This window comes from Providencia sp. PROV188, assembly GCF_027595165.1.
Classification (GTDB): Bacteria; Pseudomonadota; Gammaproteobacteria; order Enterobacterales; family Enterobacteriaceae; genus Providencia; species Providencia lanzhouensis.
In genome coordinates this window covers 2754324-2779906 of sequence record NZ_CP097291.1, presented here as the reverse complement: position 1 = coordinate 2779906, position 25583 = coordinate 2754324, and the positions used below count along the sequence as shown (strand labels likewise).

The following is a 25583-nucleotide window of genomic DNA, read 5'->3' as shown; positions in this document are numbered from 1 at the left end:
GCTTTCCCCCTTGCAAGGAGTAACCCATGACCATGCCAACAAGCCTATGTCCGAACAGAATGCAAATTCACTCGATTGTGCAGGAAACCCCAGATGTTTGGACTATTAATCTGATTAATCATGATTTTTACCAATATGAACCAGGACAGTATGCGCTGGTGAGTATCAAAAACAGTGATGACGTGATGCGTGCTTACACCTTGTCTTCATCGCCGGGGCAAAGCCGTTTTATCTCCATTACAGTGAGACGATTAGACGAGGGGACAGGCTCTTGTTGGTTGACTGGAGCAGTAAAACCAGGGGATTATCTTTGGTTGTCTGAGGCGCAAGGGGAGTTTACTTGTGCCAATGTTCAAAGCCACCAATATTTAATGTTAGCAGCGGGTTGTGGTGTCACGCCGATTATGTCGATGACCCGTTGGTTGATGGCGAATCGCCCTGAAACGGATGTCAAAGTGCTGTTTAATGTGCGAGATGAAAAGCAGGTTATTTTTGCCAATGAGTGGCAAAGATTAGTGCAGCAATATCCGCAACGTTTGCAACTGTGCATCATGCCTGAAACACCTGATAACGGCGGTGTTGCACAAGGTCGTTTAAGCCAAGAAAAATTGCTGGAGTTAGTACCGGATATTCATGGGCGAGTGGTAATGACTTGCGGGCCTGTCCCATATATGAAAAATGTGCAGGAATTTTCTAAGGCACTAGGCGTGCCAGCGGATCACTTCTTTATGGAGCGCTTTACTACTGGTGGTGATGAAGCCGTGAGTGAAGAGGTACTGAACTTAAAAATTCGTCACCGTTTAGCGAATTTCACTGTACCGGTGGGAACATCGCTTTTGTCTGCGTTAGAACAGAATAAACAACCGGTGATTGCCGCGTGTCGCGCAGGGGTATGTGGTAGCTGTAAAACCAAAGTGCTTTCGGGGAATTATACAACCAGTAGCACCATGACATTAACCGCAGACGAAATTGCTAATGGCTATGTTTTAGCGTGCAGTTGCCAATTACAAGGCGACACAGAAATCGCTTAATCGATTTTCGATAATATAAAATTAAATGCCTCATTAATTGCCATCTTATTATGAATATAAATAAGGTGGCTTTTTTGTTTATTAATCCATGTATTTTAGCGGCAAAAGATAATCAAAAAATAATAAAGTAATTTATAGCGTGATTATGACTTTATGTATTATGAATAATATAAGTTTCTATTAAAGTTACAAATGGTTACACGGTGAATTCTTGATATACATTAACTTAAACAAAACTTAAACGAGGGTGGGCTATTAAAAAAAGAGAGGGGTAAAAGGGTGGTAATTGAACACTCAGTGGGTATAATTCGCGCCGCATCCAAAGTGCAGTAACTCGTTAGGCGAGGCTCCTATACAAACATAGGTTACTGATCTGACGACGTCGAGAGACGCCCAAGATTAGGACAGGATATATCGACCGAAGGTATATCCCCATGTAACTTCCTGATTGATTCAGGATACGTTGTATAGTGCTAAAACCGAGACGAAGAGATAGCAATCGCATTCTCTCATCTGGTTTCGCCCCTATGTGAGTACTGTTTGAGTAAACAACAGTAATAGGGACTAAAAAAATGTCATTTTCTACCCAGAACAAAGCGGGTGCAGTAGCTATTGCACAGTCCGCGATGAAAGACGCTCGTCAAAAGTCTAATCAATCACAGCCAACTAAAATTGATGATTCAACTGTTCACGCTTATATGAGCCAATCATATTTGCCAGTATCGGTTGCCGACTCTGTGGCATGTGTGAAGAAAAGTCTTATTGAACATCTCGAAGGCGAACAAATTCCAACGTATTTATTTGTCGTAGATAGTGAAAACTATTTAAATGGAATTCTGTCCGTTAAATCATTACTTGCCTCAGCAGAAGATTTATTAGTGTCGGATATTATGCGCCACAATTATTTCTCTGTTTCCCCTGAACAATCACGCCATGATGTTTATGATTTAATTAATCATAGTGGTTTGGATATGATCCCTGTTGTTCAGTTCGGCAAGTTAATGGGTGTATTACGTCCTCAAGATATCGCAGAACTTATTGAAGACGAAAATACCCTCGATGCACAATTGCAGGGGGCTACTACGCCACTCGAAGAGCCGTATTTAACCACCAGTCCAGTCACTTTATGGCGTAAGCGTGTTGTGTGGTTATTAATGTTGTTTGTGGCGGAAGCCTATACTGGAACCGTGCTAAAAGCGTTCGAAGAGCAACTTGAAGCCGCTATTTCACTGGCGTTCTTTATTCCATTATTGATTGGTACCGGCGGAAACAGCGGAACTCAGATCACATCGACCCTCGTGAGAGCGATGGCGTTGGGGGAGGTGAGTTTACGTAACCTCGGTGCGGTATTGAAAAAAGAAGTGTCAACCTCGTTCTTAGTGGCTGTCACCATTGGTGGCGCGGCGTTAATTCGTGCTTGGATCTTAGGTGTGGGTCATGAAGTGACTATCGTGGTGAGCTTAACGATTGTGGCTATTACCGTGTGGAGCGCGATTGTTTCTTCGATTATTCCAATGGTTCTGAAGAAGCTGAAGGTTGACCCAGCGGTGGTTTCTGCGCCATTTATCGCGACATTTATTGATGGTACTGGCTTGATTATTTACTTTGAAATCGCGAAATTAGTGATGACGGAGTTCGCTTAAGTTCGGTTCTACCTCTTGATGCGGCAGGGAATTAACACTCTGCCGCTGGCTCAATTTCTCGCTTGAGAATTTCCCCGCATTTTCGACATAAATACTGATTTTCCCCGCGCTCAACTTTGTTATGTCTTCTAATGGTAAGTTCATGAATTGTGTCGCAACCACAAAGATAACGAAAAGTTTGGCTTTTGACGCTGGTCACCGCAAAGTTGTGAGTCCGTTTCGCCGTTACCCCTAAAACAGTCTGCATCATCCATTTCCACTCATTGCCATGAGGGGCGACCCCTTTACGTCCAAATACACGGTAAACCAGCAAGTGGGCGAGCTCATGGGGGATCACTTCGTCCACAAAATTGTCTGGATTTTCAATTAACAACGTAGGATTAACGCGAATTTCCCAATCTTTTAAATAGGCGCTGCCCGCGGTGGTTCCACGCTGTTTATAGTTGATAGCGGGCTTTGGAAATTTCTGTTCCAGTTTTTCTTCAGCTAACGCGAGCTTTTCACGTAGGGTTTTCATCACTCGCTGTTGAAGCAGAATGGGTACTCGGATTGTTTTCATGTCCTCAAGAATACGTGAAGTCATATAGTAACAACAAGTGATAATTGACATTCAATATATCAAAACATATATTATTAAATAGTATAATATTATACATAGTAACAAGAGATCCAATGATGTCAAAGAGTGAACAATCAAACTCAGAACAGCTGCTTTTAGCAATGACTCAAGCAGCAACGCAAACTGCGTCATTATTAAAAACACTCGGGAATCCAGACCGATTATTATTGCTGTGCCAGTTAACACAAGGCGAGGCTTGTGTGAGTGATTTAGAAGCCTCGTTAGGGATTGTGCAGCCGACGTTATCCCAGCAGTTAACCGTATTAAGAAATGAAGGATTAGTCGCGACGCGTCGAGAAGGTAAGCGAATCTATTACTCTATTGCGGATGAGAAATTATTCACCTTACTCAATACGTTGTATCAACTCTATTGTCCTGTGAAGGGGAATTAAAATGACGATTGATTGGGCGCATTTTACGCCAGGCTCTGCGGCGATTGGCGGTGTGTTGATTGGTTTAGCGGTGGCAATATTATTGATTTTTAATGGGCGAATTGCTGGGATCAGCGGGATTTTAGCGGGAGTCCTTAAACCCACTAAAGGGGACACAGCATGGAAACTGGCGTTTATTGTCGGGATCTTAGTTGCGCCATTGCTGTTTATTACCTTTGTGTATACGCCAGAAGTCACTATCGCAACGAGCACGCCATTACTGATAGCTGCGGGGTTGTTAGTGGGCTTTGGGACACGATTAGGTAGCGGTTGTACCAGTGGGCATGGCATTTGTGGCATGGCGAGATTTTCCCGTCGTTCCATGGTGGCGGTCGTTGTTTTTATGCTGGTGGCATTTATCACGGTCGCTGTGATTAACCACTTTGGGTTAAGGGGATAAAGTAATGCCAATTATTATCGCGTTAGTTTCCGGTATTTTATTTGGACTGGGCTTACTACTAGCTGGTATGGGTAATCCCGCAAAAATTTTGGCATTTCTGGATATCACGGGGAATTGGGATCCCTCTTTGTTGGTTACCATGGCAGTGGGAATGGTGATAAGCGGTATCGCATTCCAGTTAGTGAAAAAGCGCAAAACGAGTGTACTGAATTGCCCATTGCAGATCCCAACCAGTAAAGTTATTGATAAAAAATTAGTGATAGGCAGCGTGTTGTTCGGTTTAGGTTGGGGACTTGGGGGAATTTGCCCGGGACCTGCCATTTTATTAACCGGTATGGGGCTGACTCAAGGTATTTTGTTTGCGTTGGCAATGATAGCAGGAATGGCCATTTTCCAGTTATTTCAACGTACTGAAAAGTAAGTTTCAATGCACCGAAAAGCAATCAAGATGAATGAGTCAATTAATGGGATTATTCGACCCAAAATATGAGGCAAATAGAAAAGTTATTTAACTCATCACATCAGTGAGCAATTTTAGATACAAAAAAACCCATCATTAAGATGGGTTTTTTAAGCTGATTTTTACGCTTAGCGTCAGTGACCGTTAGCGAAAATTATAGACCAGCAGCTTCGCGCAGTTGTGCCGCTTTGTCGGTTTTTTCCCACGGGAATTGTGGGCGACCAAAGTGACCGTAAGAAGCTGTTTGTTGGTACATTGGGTGTAATAAATCCAGCATTTGAATCAGGCCGTAAGGACGTAAATCAAAGAATTCGCGGACTAATTTCACTAGCAATGCTTCGTCAACTTTACCAGTACCGAAAGTTTCTACCATGATAGAGGTAGGCTCTGCGACACCGATAGCATAAGAAACTTGGATTTCACAACGGTCAGCTAGACCAGCAGCAACGATGTTTTTTGCAACATAACGCGCAGCATAGGCAGCAGAACGGTCAACTTTTGATGGATCCTTACCAGAGAATGCACCACCACCGTGACGAGCCATACCGCCGTAAGTATCAACGATAATTTTACGACCCGTTAAACCGCAGTCACCCATTGGTCCGCCGATAACGAAACGACCTGTTGGGTTGATGAAGTATTTAGTGGCTGGAGATAACCATTCAGCAGGCAGAACTGGTTTGATGATCTCTTCCATTACCGCTTCGTGTAAAGCTTTTTGGTCAATATCTTCTGAGTGCTGTGTGGACAGAACTACCGCGTCAATACCGACAATTTTGTTGTCATCGTATTGGAAGGTAACTTGGCTTTTCGCATCAGGGCGTAACCATGGCAGTGTGCCATTTTTGCGGACTTCAGCTTGGCGCTGCACTAAACGGTGTGCATAAGTCACCGGTGCTGGCATTAATACGTCAGTTTCGTTAGTTGCATAACCAAACATGAGACCTTGGTCGCCAGCACCTTGTTCTAAAGGATCTGCACGGTCAACACCTTGGTTGATGTCTGGTGATTGTTTACCAATTGCGCTTAATACTGCGCAAGAGTTGGCATCAAAGCCCATGTCTGAACTGGTATAACCGATTTCACGAACGGTTTTACGCGTAATTTCTTCAATATCGACCCATGCACTGGTAGTGATTTCACCACCAACCATGACCATGCCGGTTTTGACATAGGTTTCGCAAGCTACGCGCGCTTTTGGGTCTTGTTCAAGAATAGCATCAAGGACCGCATCAGAAATTTGGTCTGCAATTTTATCAGGATGCCCTTCTGATACAGACTCAGAAGTAAAGAGGTGTGTAGACATGAGATTAATACCTTAAGAATTCAAAGAACATTATAGTTGGATGTTTTAACATCTAGACGGCTATTCTAGACTTTTCAATGAATAATTTCTACCTGTTTTTAAGCCTAAAATGATAAGCGCATAAATGGTTAATTCAGTTAGTTTTATTGTAAATGTGAAATTTTAGATAATTTGCTTTTGCATTTTGGGGCTATTCGAGGTATAAACTGCGACCGTAGCGGATGGTTGTAATTTCCCGCTATATACCAGCAGGTCAGCCATGAGTCTGCTTTCTATCAGGAATGTTTATAACCGGTTGAATTTTAATATTAATTAAAATTTTTAAGGGGAAAACAGTTATATTGGGGGTTAATGGGCGATGATCCATAATCTGCTGAATAACAGTATCCAACCGTCTTACGCGGATCGCCGTGTGACATTGGCTTTTACTTTCCTGTCTATGTTGACTTCATCGCGAAGTTACCGTCATACCTATCATAGATCCTTAATGCTTAGTCAGTAATCTCAAAGAGTAATCTGCTAAGTCTGTGGATATATATTGTCACCGTTTAGAAGTTCTAAGCACTTTTAATTACAATCTGAGTATCGCTGTTTCCCTGACATTACTGCCCAGTTGCATCATGCGCTTGGTCGCTGCTTGTCTGGAAGGAGAACGCATCACTCACCCCTCCATACTAGGAGTTTATTATGAATGATAATATCGCTCGCAAGATGCGCCAAACTTACAATATTGCGTATTGGGGCGGTGGTTACTATCAGGTGAATGAGCGCGGAAATGTCTGTGTTTGCCCGAATCCTGAAAACCCTGACACCTTTGTTGATTTAGCTGATTTAGTCTACCAAGTTAAAGAAGAACAGGAACATTTACGTTTACCTGCACTGTTCTGTTTCCCTCAAATTTTGCAACACCGTTTGCGTTCAATTAACGCAGCGTTTCAACGTGCGCGCGAATCTTATGGTTATAAAGGAGACTATTTTTTAGTTTACCCAATTAAAGTTAACCAACAACGCCGTGTGATTGAATCTCTAGTGAATTCTGGCGAGCCTTTAGGGTTAGAAGCGGGTTCAAAAGCGGAGTTAATGGCTGTATTAGCCAACGCAGGTCGCACTCGCACTGTGATTGTGTGTAACGGTTATAAAGATCGCGAATATATTCGTCTGGCACTAATTGGCGAAAAATTGGGTCACAAAGTGTACCTGGTTATCGAAAAAATGTCTGAAATCGAGATGGTACTTGAAGAAGCCCAGAAGCTGGAAGTGACGCCTCGCTTAGGTGTTCGTGCTCGTTTAGCATCCCAAGGTTCAGGTAAATGGCAGGCGAGTGGCGGTGAAAAATCTAAATTTGGATTGGCAGCAACACAAGTTCTGCAATTAGTCGAAATTTTACGTAATGCGAACCGTTTGGATAGCCTGCAATTATTGCACTTCCATTTAGGCTCTCAAATGGCGAATATTCGTGATATCGCGACAGGTGTTCGTGAGTCAGCCCGTTTCTACGTCGAATTGCATCAATTAGGTGTCAACATTCAGTGCTTTGACGTGGGCGGTGGTTTAGGCGTTGACTATGAAGGTACGCGTTCTCAGTCAGATTGTTCGGTTAACTATGGCTTGAACGAATACGCGAACAACGTAATTTGGGCGATTGGCGATGCGTGTGAAGAATTTAACTTGCCACACCCAACAGTGATCACGGAGTCTGGGCGTGCATTGACCGCTCACCATACCGTGCTAGTCTCTAACGTGATTGGGGTTGAGCGTAACGAATTCACCAAAACCACACCTCCGAGCGAAGACGCACCACGTTCACTGGTTTCGTTATGGGAAACGTGGGAATCCATGCAGCATCAAGGCAATAGCCGTTCTCTGCGTGAATGGTTGCACGATAGCCAGTTTGACTTGCAAGAAGCACATACCCAGTATGCGCATGGCGTGTTGGACTTAACACAACGCGCATGGGCAGAAGAGCTATACTTAAATATCTGTCGCCGTATTCAGCAAGATTTAGACCCTAGCAACCGCGCCCATCGCCCAATTATTGATGAGCTGCAAGAGCGTATGGCGGATAAATTCTATGTGAATTTCTCGCTGTTCCAATCGCTCCCTGATGCTTGGGGTATTGACCAAGTGTTCCCAGTCTTGCCAATTGAAGGTTTAGATAAACCGTTAGACAGACGCGCGGTATTATTAGATATCACTTGTGACTCAGATGGTATTATTGATCATTATGTTGACGGTGATGGAGTGGAAACCACCATGCCAATGCCAGCGTATGATCCAGAAAATCCACCGATGATTGGCTTCTTTATGATTGGGGCATACCAAGAAATTTTAGGCAACATGCACAACTTATTCGGCGATACTGCCGCCATTGATGTGTGGGTTGATAGCCAAGGCAGCATTCGTTACTTGCAAAGTGAAGAGGGCGATTCAGTTGCCGATATGCTGCAATACGTGAAGCTGGTTCCTGAAGTGCTGTTAGAAAGCTTTATTGAGCAAGTGAAAGGCACTGGGCTGAGTGACGAGCTGCAAAAAGATTTTGTGAACGAGTTTGAAAGTGGGTTGTACGGTTACACTTACTTAGAAGACGAGTAATCCAGTACTGAAGGGTTGGGTACTAAAATAGTATCCAACCTTTATTTTCAATGTGTTATATGATTATTTGCGTGTTGATAGTAAATCAAGGATTTTCTATGGCACTGTATTTTTCATGTAATAATCGTGGTTACTATGTTTGGCAAAAATCTCATTATGGTCGTTTAATCCGACTAGACTTAAGAACTAGGGATTTTCAGATAGCATCAAATAGAGCAAAGATTTTATTGAGCTCTTATATTAGATTAAAAAATAAAAAGTATGAATTTCATCAGATTAGAGAATGTTTATTATTAGATAGAGATACCTATATTGAGAGTGAGATACACCTAGAAGCAGGGTTTATTCACTGGATGAATACTAACGGTAAGGTTAATCGCGAGCTAGATACTCAACAGGAGATAAAAAAGCAGGGGCATAAGTTAAGTTTAGTAGCAGAGGAATGGTACAATGAAATGGAAGCTGACTGGAGACCTTTAACTTATAAATCAAATAAAGGTGCAGTAGATCTTTTCATCAGTTGGTATGGAGACTGTGATATAGAATCATTTGATAAACTCTCAATATCTAAGTTTAAAAACACCTTAAAAAACAGATATAAATCCGATACGTCCCGCCAATCTATGTTTAAGAAAATTTCAGCTCTTTTTAACTTTGCAACAGTTAAACGAGATTACTTATCTAAAAACCCTTTTCTTGGTATGGGATTTAAAAAAGTAAAGAATTTGAGAGCAAAAACATTAATTCCTCTTGAATTGCATAATAGAGTACTGGATTCAGTAGAATATAAATCGAATGTTTGGTGGTTATTACAAATATTATATTACACAGGGATGCGTATAACTGAAACTATACAGTTAACTATTGATGATTATGTTTATATAACCGATCGAAATCAGAAAGTAGCTTGTATCAGTGTTAATAGTAAAGATGGAAAAAGAGTTAAAAGTATCAGTAGTGTTAGAAACATCCCAATCCATAAGGATCTCATTAGCCTTGGGATTATGGAGCTACTGCCGACTTTTCCTTGGAATGTTCATAATCCAGCCTCAAGGATCGTATCGAAAGTATTTAAAAACTTAAATGAACAACATACAGCACATGATTATCGGTATAGCCTTAGCGATAGGTTAAGAGACGTTCCAGAGCTTCCAGACCATGTTAGATTTAGTATTTTAGGGCATAGTAGTAATACGATGACAGATGTAGTATATCGAAGTAAGGAGCCAATTCTGTTAATGAAACAAGCAATTGATGTTACCTAATCATTTTACGAATAATAAAATCCTTGATTTACTATCAACACGCAAATAATCATATAACACATTGAAAATAAAGGTTGGATACTATTTTAGTACCCAACCCTTCAGTACTGGATTACTCGTCTTCTAATACTAAACAGTACTGAATACTGTTCATAGAAAGGTAAATTAACTAGTACTTACAATAGGTTATAAAGCTTATAGGCGTATATTCTAGCTTTGTTGTACATGAGTTTTACTCGATTATATCAGGGTCTAGTACTGGAACATAGCTACCATCTTATAGAGAACGATATGAACTCTCAGCAAAGTTACTGCCCTTTAGTACTTGAAGTTTTTTGAGATAGGGTAAGCAGGTGGTTTTTATGAAAAAGTGTCCAATGGGTCAACAGAGGTATTAAGAGATACATTATTACCATTGGACATTTTATACTGACTAATGATCACCTATCGGGATTATTGATCATTAAATCAATATCACTATTGAGTTTATCAATTAGCTCCATTAGTACTGAACCCTAACCCGATAAAACCTATCATTATTGTTAATTAGATTTTGTACTCATATCATAATTAATTATGTTGTATATGAAATATATTAGTACTGATAGGGTAGTATTGTTATTAGTATAAAATGAGTGTCAATATGAACTCGCGGCAAAGTTACCAGTCTTTAGTACTCGAATTATTATGAATCAGGGGTAATATACTGTTTTATGAATACTTAAAGTAATCCCTTACTGAAGTAAAAAATAGTTCTTTTTTTATATGAAAGAGATAAAAAGTTAAGTAGGTAATGTATGTAATGTATGTAATGTATGTAATGTATGTAATGTATGTAATGTATGTAATGAAAATTCAGTACTTATTATGGTAATTGGAATTAAAGGATGAAATGATTAAATAATAATTTGATAATATTATTGGAAATAAAGTAATTATACTTTTATTATTTTCTTCCGCCTCGCATTTATTATTACTTTTATTGACCTAATAAAAACAATACCCCACAGTTTTAAATTTTAATTAATTTTAAAATAATTAAAAAAATAATTGACAGATTTTATTTTAAGTGGTAGATTCACCTCGAATTAAATACAACTCAAATTATCTACTGAATTAAATTTCAATTTAGCCGCTATCATCTTTAAGATAAAACAATGAATAATTAAAATCATATGCACCTCAACGGAGCTATTTATATTTTTATTCATTAAGGAATGATTAATATAATTATATTAGTACAGTGATAATGAAGTTAAACATGAGTACTTGAAAAGGAAATCAAACATAAAAAAGGAAGCTAAATGAGTAAAATAAAATATGTCTCTTCACCATGTGGTTCTGGAAAAACACATTATATATGTAAAAAAATCAATGAAAGTGAAAATAGGTTTTTAATTATCCAAAGCACTCAAGAACTAGCAAAAGATACAGCACAAAAAATCCATGATTGTAAGTGTATTATTACTGATACAGTACTTAATGCTAATAGTGTCATTGATGCTAATAGTGTCATTGATGCTGTTACAAAATTCATGAATAAACCAAGTAATAGAAATCTAATCATTACAGATAAAACTTTTTTTAAAATACCTATAGACCTCTTATCTGGATGGATTATATATATAGATGATGTAACTAACTTCCATGGATTTAAATCAATAAATGAAAATAACTCTAAAATAAAGGAAATAATAAAAAGAGAATTGTTAACTGATATTGAAAAATTAGATGATGACTGGAAGTATATAACAGCAAAAAGTAAATTAGATTTTCAAGGAGATATAATGAGTAGAATATCAAGTGAGTTTTCAATTATAAAAGAAAATCACCTTTTTATAATGAATTATGGCTTTTTTTCAGATCCTGAAAAGTCACAATTAAACATAACAAGTTGGAAAGACCTTAATAGCTATGCCGAATTGGATATAACATTTTTTAGTGCCAATTTCGAAAAAACATTAATATATAAAGTATATAAAGATATTTTTGAAGAGGTTAAAGTTAAAGACTTAATGGTTAGGAAGACTCCTCTTAAAGATAGAATTAAGGTTTATTATTTTTCAAAAAATATAAAATTATCAAAAAGTTGGAAGGAAAATAACCCTGAAAAACTACAAAGAATATATAATCACTTGAATGATGAACTTATAGGTAATGAATATTATTGGACACAAAATAATAATGATATTCAAAAGCTCGATGCAGGTATAAAAATAAGTCCTGATGCAAGAGGTTTTAATCAGTATAGTAATATTAAAACCTGTGTATGGCTTGCTAGTATGAGACCATCAGATGTAGAAGCAAAACAATGTGAATTATTTTTTGGTTTATCTAGGGAAGATATTCATCATGCTAGAGAATATGAAAGTTTGCATCAATTTGTACTTAGAGGGATATCAAGAAATTATAATAGTGATGAGATACAGACTGTTTATGTTTTCGATAAATCTCAGGCAAGCTATCTTACTGATAATATTGAGTATATAGATCTTGGTCTCGATAATGATGAATGCGTACCAAGAGGAAGACCAAAGGGTTCTACAAATAATGAAAAACGCTTTACTCTTTGTAATACAAAAGCTGCTCGCTTCAGTCGCTGGAAAAAAAAGAATCCAGAGCTTGATCTTAAGGAGTTTAAGAAATTTCTTTCAAACGAAATCAACAAAGATCTCAGTACTGAGGAAATAAATGAAATGCACAATAAGTACAATAAAGCAGTTAAAAAGAAAAAGAAGTAATCTTGTTCTTTGTCAAAAACACCATCTGATATTAAAGTTTGTCATAAAAATAATGCCTTTAATGATATAAGGGAATAAATTTGTGACATATAAAATACAAAAAGAAGGAAAGCCTTAAAACAGAGAAGCTACTTTAGTAGCGAACTGTTTTAGGGTTTTCCTGATTGTACCCTCTATCAAGAGGGTACTTCACATCATATAATCAATTCGTTCTACTTATTAAGAACTGAGTTACTATCCCTGCGTGATAGAACTCGCTCAAATTGATTCCTTTTATTCGGCTTTGTGAAGCCTCAAAAAGAAAATCAATTTGCTTTTTTAAGTACTGAAAGACAGATCATCATTGATTTAGTCAGTAGACAATACCCATTGTACTTATCCACTAAGAACTGAGTTACCATCCCTGCGTGATAGAACTCGCTCAAATTGATTCCTTTTATTCGGCTTTGTGAAGCCTCAAAAAGAAAATCAATTTGCTTTTTTAAGTACTGAAAGACAGATCATCATTGATTTAGTCAGTAGACAATACCCATTGTACTTATCCACTAAGAAATGAGTTACCATCCCTGCGTGATAGAACTCGCTCAAATTGATTCCTTTTATTCGGCTTTGTGAAGCCTCAAAAAGAAAATCAATTTGCTTTTTTAAGTACTGAAAGACAGATCATCATTGATTTAGTCAGTAGACAATACCCATTGTACTTATCCACTAAGAACTGAGTTACCATCCCTGCGTGATAGAACTCGCTCAAATTGATTCCTTTTATTCGGCTTTGTGAAGCCTCAAAAAGAAAATCAATTTGCTTTTTTAAGTACTGAAAGACAGATCATCATTGATTTAGTCAGTAGACAATACCCATTGTACTTATCCACTAAGAACTGAGTTACCATCCCTGCGTGATAGAACTCGCTCAAATTGATTCCTTTTATTCGGCTTTGTGAAGCCTCAAAAAGAAAATCAATTTGCTTTTTTAAGTACTGAAAAACAGATCATCATTGATTTAGTCAGTAGACAATACCCATTGTACTTATCCACTAAGAACTGAGTTACTATCCCTGCGTGATAGAACTCGCTCAAATTGTTTTTTCATAATAATCGTATCCCTTCACATAAAATTTTTTATTTTTCATTGATTCAAGATTAATTTAACTATTTGAATTTAATGAATTAAATGTCATATCAAAAAAGATTACTAAAATAATTGATTGATCGATATTACCTATTGATGAGCTTGATATTGATAGCGTTAATAGATAATAACGATCAATATTATAAAATCGATCGTTATTATCGATCGATTGGTTAAGGTGTGGTATGATAGACAGCATAAAATGATAAAGTTTAATCAAAGGAGAATTAGGTGCTTCAATTAATCGTCGTTACATCATAAATTTTTAAATGCCTATTTATTTGAATTATTGATTCAACTTCGTGAAATGATTGGGCTTTGGCAATACAATTATAAATTGAATCGAACTCATAAAAGTTTAAGTAATCTTCCACCGGAGATATATCGAAAACGGTTAGGAAATTCTAATTTAACGTATCTCAATTATTAGGATGTGACAGCCCAATCGATATGTTAAATAGACAAAATTAAAGGGGGTATTAAATATGGTTGGAGTTATACTGATTATAGCACTTTTTATAGCAGTTTTTTGTTTAATAAAAACATACAAATGGTGCGAGTTTAACAATATAAAAGGATTTTCAAAATTTATGGCATTATTGCTATCTAGCTTTGTTTCCTTTGTGATTGTTTTTTTTATAGGGATGTTTTGGTATGGATATAGTCAAGGAAAATTCAAACATCAAGAAAAGAAATTTAGCTGTGACATATTTATGTATGAGGGAGTTGCTTCAAAGTTAGATGGATCTACTAAAAAAATTGGGAAAAGTCTTCCTATTGGTGGTGGTAGTTTAATATTAAAAAATGATTATTTTATTATTAAAGCTAATTCAAGTAGTGATGAATATAAATCTCCGCCATTAAATTCTAATGAAAATCTAGATGAAGGAGTACTTAGTGCTAGTACACATAATAATTCCACTCAAGGCTCAATATACTATATGTTAAATAAAGATATTAAAAAACCAGATGCTAGAATGATAGTAACTATTCCATTAAATAATAGTGAAGATAAAGTAATGGCGATGTCAGCAGTTAACTGTAGAAGTAATAACTAAGTTTATTCTATAGATCATTAGGATTCATTTAAGAGTAATAGCCACCTAAATTAAGGTGGCTATATTCATTCATAAACTGATAATGATTTTTTTACTCTAAAAACGGTAGCCCGCCCACAATCGCATAATTTAGCTATTTCATCCGCAGTGTATTTTTCAGTCTCTAGCATTTCAGTAATTTTACTATGAAGTACTGCATTCTTTTGTTTCCCCTTGTATTTTCCAGCCTTTTTAGCTATAGCAATACCTTCATCTCTTCTAGATGCAATAATACCTCGTTCAAACTCTGCCACTGCTCCCATCATAGTTAAAATTAATCTTGAAGCGGGAGAATTATCAAAACTCATATTATTGTCTAAAAATTTAACAGTGATCCCTTTTTCTACTAATTCATCCACTAGCGACAAAAGCTCTTTAGTATTACGGGCTAATCTATCAATAGATTTTGTAATTAGGGTATCATCTTGTCTTAAGTGTGATAAGAGCAATAGCAGTTCTGGTCTGTCATTAATATTTTTCCCAGATACTTTTTCTTGTATTACTTTATCGCAAATAGGTTCCAGTACTGTAAGCTGCCTTTCTAAATTTTGATCTTTGGAAGAAACTCGAGCGTAACCAAATATCATAAATCCGCCGTATATCATTTAACATACCCAAATGATACTGGATCGTATAGATGGGATCAAGTGCTAAATGATACTGATTTAGTTGGCTTAAGCAGGTATCATTAGGGAGTAGCTTAATGATTGAGATTAACGTTAGTAATCGTGAATGATAATCTTTATAAATTAGTAGAACATATCAGCGAAAATTTGATTGGTATCGCAATTTATTAAGTAAATTTATATATTTGAGGTTCAACATACATTTATTATGACTGCCATGCTATTATGCTAAAAATAGTTGACTTCAGTCATGTATGACTAATATTGATAATTGGGGTTTATTTTGTCTTCAATACAAGTTTTAAACGCTATAGCAGTTCAAATTTCACCGCCAGAAGAAGAAAATCAAAAAGACTGGTCATATAATATTGGTGCTCTTTGGCCCTGTGATCAAGCTGAAGTTATTGCTTTCACATCTAAAGTTGATGCTAAATTTCATAAGAGTAGTAAATCACACGCTAAATTTCAAAAACCATATTCAGTAAATTCATTTCCGTTTAAACTCGAAGGTCACTTAAATGGAAATTATACATTTGAAGATTTTGTTACTGATTTTATCAAAAATAAATTGATCACATCAGCAAAACAGTCAAGAGCGAGTAATGGTGCAATCATAGTCTTCACTCACTATCAATTATTGAATGAAAAAGAAGACGATAGAACTAAAATATTTGAAAGAATCTTAATTTTAATGTTAAAAAATACAGACGCATTAAGATTTAAAGAAAACTTACAGCTGAATCCTGTTGATGTGATTGATTTAGATAAATTTTTGCAAGGTGCTCGAGTTGATCTAATGCGTTTTATGTCAGAAGATGAAGATGAATTAGATAAGAATAATTTGTGTTTTATTAGAGGCTCTGGTGATGTTCGTAAATACTTTACATCATCAATTGGTGCGGATGGTGTAATATCTAATAAAACAAGTAGTGAGCAATGTATTAAAGCTTTAGAGTTATTTACCCAACAACAAGATTTTAGTAGATCTTTAAGAGAAAAAATTGAATCTAAAGTTCAAGAGCTATTCAATAATTGTAAAAAAGGAGAGTCAATTACATTAGAAAAAATTCAAATACAAATTGATTCAATAATCCCAGTAGAATTAGCTCAATATAAAAATACTTTCGTTGATTTTGTTAATGAAAATAATTTTGAAGTTAATGAAGAGTTTGAAGTATTAGCTTCAGATAAAAAACAGTTAGAATGGATTGATTTTGAGACTAGCATAGCTAAATTAAGCATAAAAAAACACCATGTTGGACTTCCTGGTTCTCAAAGAGATATTATTTTTGACTCAGAGACAAATCAAGTAACATTAGTTCAAACTATTGTTGACCCAATTGTTATAGAACGATTGAAAGAGCTTACTAATGAGTAATGAGGAGATTCTTTCTCTTTTATTAAAAATAAAAGAGAAAGCTACTGACTTTAAAAATGATGGCACCTATGACACATGGTGCTTTGAACCTTCATATTTTAAATTAGTAGAAAAAGATATTGAGATTTTAAAAAATATTGGCTCTTTAAGTTTAGAGATAGATTCTAAATTAGAAAATCTTATTAAAGTGTCTATGTTATTGACTAATGATATAGGCTGGTATCGTTCTAGTGATGAATATTTTAAGATATTAAGAGGTAACATTAGAAATAATAAAATTATAAATTATTCATTTTTTATTGAAGGACTAAGTTCAAGTGATATCGAAGAAATAAAATTTTCAAGTAAAGCATATGTACAATGGTGTGATATTTTCTCTAAAATTTCAGATCATGTTGAATATGATAATTCAAACATGTGGCCTAGTTATATTTTTGTTATGGAAGGAGGCAAGACTAAAAAGATAACAAAATATAAGATCCCTTTAAAATGTCTAGAAAATGATTTTCTTAAAGCAGTAAAAATTAGTCCATGTGACATCTCTACATTGACAAATGTAGATCTTCATTCTTATGAGCGTAAATTAGTATTAAGAACATCTTTAATAGAATTGTATAACGAATTTGAAAATGAAAATAAAAATCTTTTGCTTATTAATATTTTAAAATCTCCAAATATTCTTTGGGATTTATTTTATATAAATTATGAGATTTATATAAATAAATACTCAATTAATAAAGTTATCCATGAAATTGAAATACAAAAATTAGATTTTTTATCAAAGTTAAATTCTCTAGTACAAGAGCACCAAACAAAATCTTTATCTATTCCTGCGGTGCTAGTAAGTACTGCAATTATAAAGGGATGGTCTCTGTCTGGATTATTACTTATTTTCATTGCAATGTTACTAACCTGCTTTGTAGTTATTCTAGGTATATCAAATGCAAAAAAATCATTATTTGATATCATGGAATCTTCAAGTAAAACAATGACTTACTTTGCTAAAGAAAATTCAGATATCGATGATTTAAAATTAACCACAAAAATAAATAAAATAACAAAAGATGCTATTTTCAAACTAGAAAATAAAAAAACAGATGCTGAAAAAACATTGAATAAACTTGAATTTATGATTTTTTCAAGCGTGGCCGTATGGTCGTTATTTGTATTATTTCAATTTAAAGATATAATAAGATCTTTTATCCTTACTTTTTTTTCATAACACCTATAGTCTCAATAAAAATATATAAAAACCTAAGACTTATAATGATATTTGAAAATAAGTTAATTGTGATTTTTCTTAGAGCAATTAGCTAATTTTGACATTATATAATTCACCCCTGGTGACTTAAACTCTGAGTCTGAATTGGGAGTTGTTGAACATGGCATATCAAGATATTCAATCATATTCATATTTATATTTTTACTTTTTAGTATATCTATAGCACTTTCAGTTATAGCGATAGGTATTTCCTGCATACCACACTTTTTCATCCAATATACTCTATGTCTTCCATCATTTATTCGAAGTTCACCATTAAAACTGAGGTGTAAAAGTGGTACATTAAACCTAGGTAAATTCAGCCCCTCACTTATCCAGTTGATTTTCGGTAAATAACCGCATTTACTTTCTATCCATCGTATTTCACTTTCTTGATGATATTGTTCTAAAATATCTTCAATTATTTTAATTTCTAATAAAAATATACCTTCGTGGACTTCATGATTATTATAAAGTTGATAATTCATTTTATATTTCCTTTTTTTTAATTTAGTAATGTATTTATTGAAATTTTAATGGCTTCATCCTTTAATTCCAATTACCATAATAAGTACTGAATTTTCATTACATACATTACATACATTACATACATTACATACATTACATACATTACATACATTACATACATTACCTACTTAACTTTTTATCTCTTTCATATAAAAAAAGAACTATTTTTTACTTCAGTAAGGGATTACTTTAAGTATTCATAAAACAGTATATTACCCCTGATTCATAATAATTCGAGTACTAAAGACTGGTAACTTTGCCGCGAGTTCATATTGACACTCATTTTATACTAATAACAATACTACCCTATCAGTACTAATATATTTCATATACAACATAATTAATTATGATATGAGTACAAAATCTAATTAACAATAATGATAGGTTTTATCGGGTTAGGGTTCAGTACTAATGGAGCTAATTGATAAACTCAATAGTGATATTGATTTAATGATCAATAATCCCGATAGGTGATCATTAGTCAGTATAAAATGTCCAATGGTAATAATGTATCTCTTAATACCTCTGTTGACCCATTGGACACTTTTTCATAAAAACCACCTGCTTACCCTATCTCAAAAAACTTCAAGTACTAAAGGGCAGTAACTTTGCTGAGAGTTCATATCGTTCTCTATAAGATGGTAGCTATGTTCCAGTACTAGACCCTGATATAATCGAGTAAAACTCATGTACAACAAAGCTAGAATATACGCCTATAAGCTTTATAACCTATTGTAAGTACTAGTTAATTTACCTTTCTATGAACAGTATTCAGTACTGTTTAGTATTAGAAGATGAATGATTAAGGAACAGTGATGATTAATAGCACATTAGGAAATCAGGTTGATAATTCACTGGTTTCAAACGCATTTGGTTTTTTACGTTTTCCGTTAAATTTCCAACCATACAGCTCTGATGCTGATTGGGTGATCACGGGTGTTCCATTTGATATGGCAACCTCAGGACGTGCGGGTAGCCGTCATGGACCTGCTGCTATTCGTCAGGTTTCCACGAACCTTGCGTGGGAAAGCCACCGTTGGCCGTGGGATTTTAAATTAAAAAACAAACTCAACGTGGTTGACTGCGGTGATGTGGTGTTTGCATTTGGTGACGCGCAAGATATGTGCGATAAACTGCAAGCTCACACTGAAAAGCTGTTGGAATCCGGTAAACGTTGCTTAACGTTTGGTGGCGATCACTTTGTGACATTGCCATTACTGCGCGCCCACGCGAAGCATTTCGGTAAAATGGCGTTAGTGCATTTTGATGCGCACACTGACACATACGGTAATGGCAGTCTGTATGACCACGGCACCATGTTCTATCATGCGCCAAAAGAAGGTCTGATCGATCCAAATCATTCTGTGCAGATTGGTATTCGTACTGAACATGATACTGACAACGGTTTCACGGTATTGGATGCCGCTCAAGCGAATGACCGTGGTGTTGATGACATGGTTGCTCAAATCAAACAGATCGTGGGTGATATGCCCGTTTATCTGACGTTTGATATTGACTGTCTGGATCCTGCCTTTGCACCAGGAACCGGTACGCCAGTGATTGGTGGGTTAACATCTGATAAAGCGTTAAAACTACTGCGTGGCATTAAGTCACTGAATATTGTTGGGATGGATGTGGTGGAAGTCGCACCAGCCTATGACCAATCAGAAATTACGGCATTAGCCGCAGCAACGATTGCATTGGAACTGTTATATATCCAAGCGTCTAAGAAATAAGTTTTAATCCGTTATTTAAGGTGCCTAATCTTTCATTGGGCACCTTTTTTTATACCTAAAAGCGATGTTTCATACTTAAAAACGGTGTTCTTTCAATTGGGCAAGAATGGAATAGGCTTGTGTCCACAGAACTGAGCCGCCTTCATGAGAGAACAAAAAGTGTTCGCTATCAGGAAAGCGTTGAGCCAGTGTTTTGCCAAAATCAGGGGAATGCACAGAACTCACATCTTGCTCACCATACCACAGCGCGACAGGGCAGCGGATATCTTCAGGATTGAACTGCCAAGACTGTAGGGCGATTAAGAGATCTTGAACATAGCCTTGGTTACCTTGCATAAATGCACGTTCCATACAGTCACTGTAGGCGGCTAAGAAGCTCTCTTCGCTATAAACCTGCTGGTCTACCTCTGCGCTACAGTTAAGAATAAACGCCAGTAGCCATTGTGAAGTCACATTGCGCATCAACCATTCTGATAAAGCCTCGGGGGTATGAATGGCTTGTTCCTGCATATTAATGACATCTTGCTTTAATTGTGCTCGGATTGCTGGAAACTCAAATTGGTCTTGCCCTGACACAAGTGATAATGAAACAGGGGAAGCGTAGCGGGCGAGTGCCATGGCGAAAACGGCACCTTGAGAGAAACCGATAACGGAAAATGACGGCAATTTTTGAGCATTCAGAAGTTCTTGAATATCTTGAGCAAAGCGTTGTAGGGATTTATGCTCATCAAAGGTGGATTGACCCAGCCCGGCACGTTCAGGGGTGATTAAGCGAATATTTAGCTCATCAAGACGGTCAATACCAAAGCCCAGTGTACCGCTCATCCCTGCGCCAGTACAAAAAATCACGGGGAACCCCTGTTCAGGGCCAGATTCATACCAACACAAAAGGCGCCCATCAGATAATGTCATCGACATATGGCGAGTATTGGATATTTTGTTGCTATACATAATAAATACCTACAAGATAGAATTTTTAGTGCGACATGTTAGTTTCTATCGCGAGTCGTCAATGACTTTACCGTTGTTATTTCCTATTTGCTAAAACAGATATATAGGGCAGGTAACTCAACCTGTTATAGACCGCTCAGAATTTTAGATTAAGAAATAGGTTAATTACAAAATATACGCTCAATTACGGCTGTTTTACAGCCAAAAGGATGATTTATGCCATTTTCAGACTCAGAAAAGCAAATTCTATTAGCAGTGAAGGGTGTTGGATCAACGGTCATTAGCCGATTAGAACAAATGGGGTTTTCGTCTTTAGCGCAGTTAAGTGAAGCTTCTTATGATGAAATTTTAATTTCGGGTGCTGCACTAACGGGGTCAAGTTGTTGGAAAAACAGCCCTCAAGCTAAAAAAGCGGTGGAAGGCGCTATTGCAGCAGCAAAGGACGCCTTACGTTAACTTGGCTATGACTATTTATTTTTCATTTATTGCTTGTTTTTCATTTTCCACTTTTTGCTGCGCAGAATATTAAGCATTTGCACTGACATGGAGAAGAACATAGCAAAATAGATATAGCCTTTTGATACATGTACCTGAACACTTTCAAGTAACAAAGTGAAGCCCACAAGGATCAAGAAAGAGAGTGCGAGGATTTTGACGGAAGGATAGCGCTCCACAAAATCACCAATAGGTTTCGCGGCGAACATCATGATCATGACCGCCATAATCACTGCTGCCATCATAATAAACAGATGGTCAGATAGTCCCACGGCAGTGATCACCGAATCTAAACTGAAGATAATATCTAAAATTGCGATTTGCATAATGGCTCCCCAGAATGAAGTGACTTTTTTCTGGGCTATCCCCTCATCGTCTTCCCCTTCAATGGTATCGAAAATCTCCTGACTCGATTTCCAAATGAGGAATAAGCCACCGGCACACAAAATTAAATCGCGGGCGGAAACGGTATGTTCAGCTAATGTGAAGAGTGGCGTGGTGAGGCGAGCTAGCCAAGCAATAGATGCTAGTAGTGCCAAACGCATTCCCATTGCAGCGATCAACCCAATACGTCTGGCGCTATTTTGTTGATGGGCGGGCAATTTGCTGACGACAATACTTAAGAAAATTATATTGTCGATACCCAGTACGACTTCCAAAATTGTTAATGTTGCCAATGCCATCCAAGCATGGGGATCTAAGAACCACTCAAACATCTTATTGCCTTAAAAATGGAATAAAAAATCGTCTGTTTGGCACAGGCGATGCCTTGATCAATTAACCGAGGTTAAAGTGCCGCGCTAATAATGGACCCGTAAAATCTTTTTTTAAATAGAAACCTCTCGGTAATGTCATTATAGGCTGTCCAAATTCTCCTATACCTTCGGTTAGTGCTCTATTATTCGCCGCTTTGGGGCGAATCTGTAAAACTTGTCCGTGACGAGCCGTGATGGTTTCGACTTTTCCCAGCACAATTAAATCCATTAACTCTTCCCAATCTTGGCGTAAAAGTTGTTCTTCAAGCGCAGAAGGGCTCCAAATCAGAGGGTTGGCAATACGTCGCTGGGCAAGTGGTATTTGACGCTCACCTTCAATCGGAAACCACAAAATGCGAGATAATTTGCGGCGTACATGGCTATTTTCCCATGTTAGACCGCTATTGCCCGTGAGTGGTGCGACAGAGACAAATGTCGTTTCTAATGGTGCGCCATGGCGATCGATTGGGATTGTTTTAAGCTCCACGCCAATATCTGCAAAATCCTGTTCGGCTTTACTGCCTGCGGTCGCACCTAAAAAAAACTCTAACAATGTCCCGACCCAGCCTTTATCTCGTTTAAGATCGGGGGGAATTGGGATACCTGCAATAGTTGCTAGCTCACCAAGCGTATAGCCAGCAAGGGCTTGGGCTCGCGCTAATAAGACGGTTTCATTTTCTGGTGGTGAAGGCGGTATAAAAGACATAGTCGACTGAACTTCATTGTGTTTAAAAAATAACCAAGAAAATGGTCACAAGATAGGGTGAGTATAACACTTTTTAGTCACCGTATTTAACTTCATGATATATATATGGATATTAGATAATAATCACAGACGGGATTATGAATATTTAAGGTTATTCAACTTCATCCCAAGATAATCACAGGATCATGCACTAGGTTATCCACAGGATTTCTGGATAACTGTGAAAAACTGCGATTACTGTGTGCATTTACAGCCTTGACTAATGTCATTTATTGAAGCTCGTCACAAAAAGCGAGTAAGTTAAGTACATTCCTTGTGGATAAAACATGCATTGATTGATCTTTGCTCAGTTGAACTCCTAACAAAAAAACACGGAAAAACTCACAGTGGATATCTGGTGTGAAATTCATTTATTACTATGATTTATAATGTTTTATTTTTTAGTGTGATTTTTTGTTAGAAATGAACAGTTGGGATATACCCTGATTACTATCTGGTTGTTCACATGGATATCCACAGAAAAAGTGAATAAAATCCATTTTGCTCACTCTAACTGTTTATAACTATCATCAATTCTGTGCATTATCCTCAGTTGGCTTAAACCAAGCTGATTTAAAGTCAAACCAGCCAAAAGTATTCATACGAACCCCCCGCATCGTTCTTTGCCCTTGTAGCTCTAACCAGTGATGAAAAATTGGGTGGAAGATTTGGGAATCAATCAAGCCCTCACACCAAGATTCCACATCCAATTTTTGCTGGCGCCAAAGTTGTAACTCTTCATCGAGGTTTTTCCCCAAACATTGACGCAATAGCGGCATCTCGTACAACGTAGCGAAGATAGAAAATTCAAGAGGCTTATAAAAGTTGGCGGTGGAGAGCCAGATATCGCTTTTAGCATCTCCATTAAACCAATCATCATAATCAACGATATTAATTTTAAGCGTCACGCCCTGAGTTTCTAATACTCGCTTCATGATTTGGCTAATGGCATAGAATTCATGATGATGGCGATAAAAAGTGACAGTTAGTTCAGTTAAATCTTCAGGTTTGGTTCGCTGGGAAAGCATTTTACTGTGATGCCAATGAAGCAATAACCCGTAAGCAGGCGCCCAGTGGCGCTGATAGAAGGATTCACAGTGCGCCAGTAGGTTGACGGGAGTTAAAAAGCTGCACAGCCATTTACGCACATCTTCCCGTTGAGAAATGTCGGAGCGTTGGTCGAATAACAGAAAATAGCAACCTTCCTCCATGCGGCTTTCAAGGGAGTCATTGTGGCGCTTATCTCCATCCATTTTTAATGTGGTACATACCATCTGCTCAGAAAGTTCGGGAACCACCCAAATGGTCACTTCATCTAACAATGCGCGATAACCAAAATAGCGGTCAAAAGCGCTGATGGTGAGTTTCTGCGGGATATTGGTTTCGACTTCATAAGGACCCGTACCAATAGGGCGCTGACTAAAGCCGCTGATGGTTTCCCACTCTTTTGGGAGAATGGCGGCATGTGGGCTACCGAGTAACCAAGGAAATTGCGTATCAGGATGGCTCAGATGGACGTCAATCACATAAGGCTGCGAAGAAGTGACCGAGTGAATATGTGAGAATAACGGCCAGCATTGCTTTAATCGTAATAACGAGTGGATAATATCCTCGACTTGCATTTCACGTCCATGATGGAAATAGATAGCTGGACGTAAATAAAAGCGCCAATGTTGTTCGTTAATGGCTTGCCAGTGGTGAGCAATACCATCTTCCACTTCCCCTTTTTCCTCATTTAAGTGAGTTAATCCATTAAATATCTGGCTCATTAAGTGGATTTCAGAGCGGCGCATTGGGGTGCCAGGAAGTAAGTTAGGAAAATCACGGTAATAAATGATGCGCAGTAAGTTTTTACCTTGTCGATAACTTCGCTCAAGCTCAGATAAGACCATTTGGCGGATAGTCTCTTTATCGCCAACGAGCGCCACGAGTTTTTCAATACTTTCTTCTTTTAAAAGCTGCTCAGCCTGTGCTTGTTGTAGCTCTAATCCATTGATATGAAAAATTAATGTGGAGCGTTTTCCTCGTCCTGATTCTGCTTGCCAACTGAGCCAGCCATGGGACTGCATATTATTGAGCAGGGTGCGAACATGACGGCGAGAGCAAAACAAAATATCGGCAATATCTTGCAATGTGGTTTCACTGTTTTTTCCCTGAAAATGCTGCCACAAGCGTACAAATTGCGTTTGTAATCGAGAATTAGACATAAAAGAGGAACTCCAGAATAAATTGCATCAATTTTAATATCCTATATTCCGTAGATAATAGGGGGCAGTAAGTAGCTCTATTGACCTGTCTGTTGCAGGTTTACTCCCCCTTTTATTGAGTAATGGTATTTTTACCAGCCGGTATGTGAATGCATATCGGCTTTTTTTCTTTTTTCTTCATATTTCA

At 37.2% G+C, this 25583-nt stretch carries 21 protein-coding genes and 1 riboswitch; of the genes, 13 read left to right on the top strand and 8 right to left on the bottom strand.

The features are described from left to right. Nucleotides 1-26 precede the first annotated feature (26 nt). Nucleotides 27-1031 (top strand): NADH oxidoreductase, encoded by a 1005-nt coding sequence (hcr, locus tag M5X66_RS12780; RefSeq protein ID WP_036951227.1) that lies wholly within the window; start codon nucleotides 27-29, stop codon nucleotides 1029-1031. 326 nt (nucleotides 1032-1357) lie between these two features. After that, nucleotides 1358-1530, top strand: a riboswitch (M-box (ykoK) riboswitch). Nucleotides 1531-1603: 73 nt separating this feature from the next. Continuing rightward, the gene (locus tag M5X66_RS12775; protein ID WP_036951226.1) at nucleotides 1604-2674 is read left to right on the top strand and encodes a magnesium transporter; all 1071 of its coding nucleotides are present in this window, start codon (nucleotides 1604-1606) and stop codon (nucleotides 2672-2674) included. 31 nt (nucleotides 2675-2705) lie between these two features. Here the strand turns inward: M5X66_RS12775 and M5X66_RS12770 are convergent, their stop codons facing one another. Beyond that, a complete protein-coding gene (locus M5X66_RS12770) occupies nucleotides 2706-3233 on the bottom strand; it encodes a SprT family zinc-dependent metalloprotease (protein ID WP_270103616.1) in 528 nt (175 codons plus the stop codon). Between the two features lie 116 nt (nucleotides 3234-3349). Here M5X66_RS12770 and M5X66_RS12765 point away from each other — a divergent pair, with 116 nt between their 5' ends. From M5X66_RS12765 to M5X66_RS12755, 3 genes are read left to right on the top strand one after another with little or no spacing between them, the layout of a single operon-like run. Continuing rightward, nucleotides 3350-3685, top strand: a complete 336-nt coding sequence (locus M5X66_RS12765; RefSeq protein ID WP_036951248.1) for an ArsR/SmtB family transcription factor — start codon at nucleotides 3350-3352, stop codon at nucleotides 3683-3685. Between the two features lies 1 nt (nucleotide 3686). After that, nucleotides 3687-4124 (top strand): YeeE/YedE family protein, encoded by a 438-nt coding sequence (locus tag M5X66_RS12760; RefSeq protein ID WP_036951224.1) that lies wholly within the window; start codon nucleotides 3687-3689, stop codon nucleotides 4122-4124. A 4-nt stretch (nucleotides 4125-4128) separates the two neighbouring features. Further along, complete coding sequence (locus M5X66_RS12755; protein WP_270103615.1) at nucleotides 4129-4545, top strand: DUF6691 family protein; 417 nt, start codon at nucleotides 4129-4131, stop codon at nucleotides 4543-4545. Between the two features lie 193 nt (nucleotides 4546-4738). Here the strand turns inward: M5X66_RS12755 and metK are convergent, their stop codons facing one another. Continuing rightward, nucleotides 4739-5890, bottom strand: a complete 1152-nt coding sequence (gene metK / locus M5X66_RS12750) for a methionine adenosyltransferase (RefSeq protein WP_006661136.1) — start codon at nucleotides 5888-5890, stop codon at nucleotides 4739-4741. A gap of 687 nt (nucleotides 5891-6577) precedes the next feature. Between metK and speA the strand changes: the two genes are divergently transcribed. The 4 genes from speA (at nucleotide 6578) to M5X66_RS12730 (ending at nucleotide 14675) form a co-directional block, all read left to right on the top strand. Beyond that, a complete protein-coding gene (gene speA, locus M5X66_RS12745) occupies nucleotides 6578-8482 on the top strand; it encodes a biosynthetic arginine decarboxylase (protein WP_036951222.1) in 1905 nt (634 codons plus the stop codon). A gap of 98 nt (nucleotides 8483-8580) precedes the next feature. Next, the gene (locus M5X66_RS12740) at nucleotides 8581-9747 is read left to right on the top strand and encodes a phage integrase SAM-like domain-containing protein (RefSeq protein ID WP_270103614.1); all 1167 of its coding nucleotides are present in this window, start codon (nucleotides 8581-8583) and stop codon (nucleotides 9745-9747) included. A 1304-nt stretch (nucleotides 9748-11051) separates the two neighbouring features. After that, the gene (locus M5X66_RS12735) at nucleotides 11052-12488 is read left to right on the top strand and encodes a type III restriction endonuclease subunit R (RefSeq protein WP_270103613.1); all 1437 of its coding nucleotides are present in this window, start codon (nucleotides 11052-11054) and stop codon (nucleotides 12486-12488) included. Nucleotides 12489-14102: 1614 nt separating this feature from the next. Further along, nucleotides 14103-14675 (top strand): hypothetical protein, encoded by a 573-nt coding sequence (locus tag M5X66_RS12730; protein WP_270103612.1) that lies wholly within the window; start codon nucleotides 14103-14105, stop codon nucleotides 14673-14675. 65 nt (nucleotides 14676-14740) lie between these two features. On the opposite strand, the gene M5X66_RS12725 is transcribed toward M5X66_RS12730, so the two are convergent. Further along, nucleotides 14741-15301, bottom strand: coding sequence for a recombinase family protein (locus M5X66_RS12725; RefSeq protein WP_270104031.1), 561 nt, complete (start codon nucleotides 15299-15301; stop codon nucleotides 14741-14743). A gap of 322 nt (nucleotides 15302-15623) precedes the next feature. Between M5X66_RS12725 and M5X66_RS12720 the strand changes: the two genes are divergently transcribed. Next, nucleotides 15624-16718, top strand: a complete 1095-nt coding sequence (locus M5X66_RS12720) for a nucleoid-associated protein (RefSeq protein WP_270103611.1) — start codon at nucleotides 15624-15626, stop codon at nucleotides 16716-16718. Further along, complete coding sequence (locus tag M5X66_RS12715) at nucleotides 16711-17940, top strand: hypothetical protein (protein ID WP_270103610.1); 1230 nt, start codon at nucleotides 16711-16713, stop codon at nucleotides 17938-17940. Before M5X66_RS12720 ends, M5X66_RS12715 begins: the two co-directional genes overlap by 8 nt. A gap of 62 nt (nucleotides 17941-18002) precedes the next feature. On the opposite strand, the gene M5X66_RS12710 is transcribed toward M5X66_RS12715, so the two are convergent. Then, on the bottom strand, nucleotides 18003-18467 hold the full coding sequence (locus M5X66_RS12710; protein ID WP_270103609.1) for a hypothetical protein: 465 nt from the start codon (nucleotides 18465-18467) through the stop codon (nucleotides 18003-18005). A gap of 855 nt (nucleotides 18468-19322) precedes the next feature. On the opposite strand from M5X66_RS12710, the gene speB reads away from it, so the two are divergent. Beyond that, on the top strand, nucleotides 19323-20243 hold the full coding sequence (speB, locus tag M5X66_RS12705; RefSeq protein ID WP_006815030.1) for an agmatinase: 921 nt from the start codon (nucleotides 19323-19325) through the stop codon (nucleotides 20241-20243). Between the two features lie 75 nt (nucleotides 20244-20318). Here the strand turns inward: speB and M5X66_RS12700 are convergent, their stop codons facing one another. Next, a complete protein-coding gene (locus M5X66_RS12700; RefSeq protein ID WP_036951221.1) occupies nucleotides 20319-21194 on the bottom strand; it encodes an alpha/beta fold hydrolase in 876 nt (291 codons plus the stop codon). 216 nt (nucleotides 21195-21410) lie between these two features. On the opposite strand from M5X66_RS12700, the gene M5X66_RS12695 reads away from it, so the two are divergent. Further along, nucleotides 21411-21650 carry a Pathogenicity locus gene (locus M5X66_RS12695; protein ID WP_036951220.1) on the top strand — a complete coding sequence of 80 codons (240 nt, stop codon included), beginning with the start codon at nucleotides 21411-21413 and terminating at the stop codon, nucleotides 21648-21650. Between the two features lie 26 nt (nucleotides 21651-21676). Here M5X66_RS12695 and M5X66_RS12690 read toward each other — a convergent pair whose 3' ends face one another. The 3 genes from M5X66_RS12690 to sgrR form a co-directional block, all read right to left on the bottom strand. Beyond that, nucleotides 21677-22405: a TerC family protein gene (locus tag M5X66_RS12690; RefSeq protein WP_036951219.1), complete on the bottom strand. Its 729-nt coding sequence runs from the start codon at nucleotides 22403-22405 to the stop codon at nucleotides 21677-21679. A gap of 61 nt (nucleotides 22406-22466) precedes the next feature. Beyond that, complete coding sequence (gene mutH / locus M5X66_RS12685) at nucleotides 22467-23150, bottom strand: DNA mismatch repair endonuclease MutH (RefSeq protein WP_108478291.1); 684 nt, start codon at nucleotides 23148-23150, stop codon at nucleotides 22467-22469. A 569-nt stretch (nucleotides 23151-23719) separates the two neighbouring features. Continuing rightward, nucleotides 23720-25396 (bottom strand): HTH-type transcriptional regulator SgrR, encoded by a 1677-nt coding sequence (gene sgrR / locus M5X66_RS12680; RefSeq protein WP_036951217.1) that lies wholly within the window; start codon nucleotides 25394-25396, stop codon nucleotides 23720-23722. Nucleotides 25397-25583 lie beyond the last annotated feature (187 nt).

Excerpts from the sequence above, each read along its gene's own strand:
- M5X66_RS12690 (WP_036951219.1), bottom strand. The coding sequence starts at position 22,405 with ATGTTTGAGTGGTTCTTAGATCCCCATGCTTGGATGGCATTGGCAACA.
- M5X66_RS12695 (WP_036951220.1), top strand. The coding sequence starts at position 21,411 with ATGCCATTTTCAGACTCAGAAAAGCAAATTCTATTAGCAGTGAAGGGT.
- M5X66_RS12755 (WP_270103615.1), top strand. The coding sequence starts at position 4,129 with ATGCCAATTATTATCGCGTTAGTTTCCGGTATTTTATTTGGACTGGGC.
- speB (WP_006815030.1), top strand. The coding sequence starts at position 19,323 with ATGATTAATAGCACATTAGGAAATCAGGTTGATAATTCACTGGTTTCA.
- M5X66_RS12710 (WP_270103609.1), bottom strand. The coding sequence starts at position 18,467 with ATGAATTATCAACTTTATAATAATCATGAAGTCCACGAAGGTATATTT.
- hcr (WP_036951227.1), top strand. The coding sequence starts at position 27 with ATGACCATGCCAACAAGCCTATGTCCGAACAGAATGCAAATTCACTCG.
- M5X66_RS12700 (WP_036951221.1), bottom strand. The coding sequence starts at position 21,194 with ATGTATAGCAACAAAATATCCAATACTCGCCATATGTCGATGACATTA.
- M5X66_RS12760 (WP_036951224.1), top strand. The coding sequence starts at position 3,687 with ATGACGATTGATTGGGCGCATTTTACGCCAGGCTCTGCGGCGATTGGC.
- mutH (WP_108478291.1), bottom strand. The coding sequence starts at position 23,150 with ATGTCTTTTATACCGCCTTCACCACCAGAAAATGAAACCGTCTTATTA.
- M5X66_RS12775 (WP_036951226.1), top strand. The coding sequence starts at position 1,604 with ATGTCATTTTCTACCCAGAACAAAGCGGGTGCAGTAGCTATTGCACAG.
- M5X66_RS12725 (WP_270104031.1), bottom strand. The coding sequence starts at position 15,301 with ATGATATTTGGTTACGCTCGAGTTTCTTCCAAAGATCAAAATTTAGAA.
- sgrR (WP_036951217.1), bottom strand. The coding sequence starts at position 25,396 with ATGTCTAATTCTCGATTACAAACGCAATTTGTACGCTTGTGGCAGCAT.
- M5X66_RS12715 (WP_270103610.1), top strand. The coding sequence starts at position 16,711 with ATGAGTAATGAGGAGATTCTTTCTCTTTTATTAAAAATAAAAGAGAAA.
- M5X66_RS12735 (WP_270103613.1), top strand. The coding sequence starts at position 11,052 with ATGAGTAAAATAAAATATGTCTCTTCACCATGTGGTTCTGGAAAAACA.
- M5X66_RS12730 (WP_270103612.1), top strand. The coding sequence starts at position 14,103 with ATGGTTGGAGTTATACTGATTATAGCACTTTTTATAGCAGTTTTTTGT.
- metK (WP_006661136.1), bottom strand. The coding sequence starts at position 5,890 with ATGTCTACACACCTCTTTACTTCTGAGTCTGTATCAGAAGGGCATCCT.
- M5X66_RS12765 (WP_036951248.1), top strand. The coding sequence starts at position 3,350 with ATGTCAAAGAGTGAACAATCAAACTCAGAACAGCTGCTTTTAGCAATG.
- M5X66_RS12770 (WP_270103616.1), bottom strand. The coding sequence starts at position 3,233 with ATGAAAACAATCCGAGTACCCATTCTGCTTCAACAGCGAGTGATGAAA.
- M5X66_RS12740 (WP_270103614.1), top strand. The coding sequence starts at position 8,581 with ATGGCACTGTATTTTTCATGTAATAATCGTGGTTACTATGTTTGGCAA.
- speA (WP_036951222.1), top strand. The coding sequence starts at position 6,578 with ATGAATGATAATATCGCTCGCAAGATGCGCCAAACTTACAATATTGCG.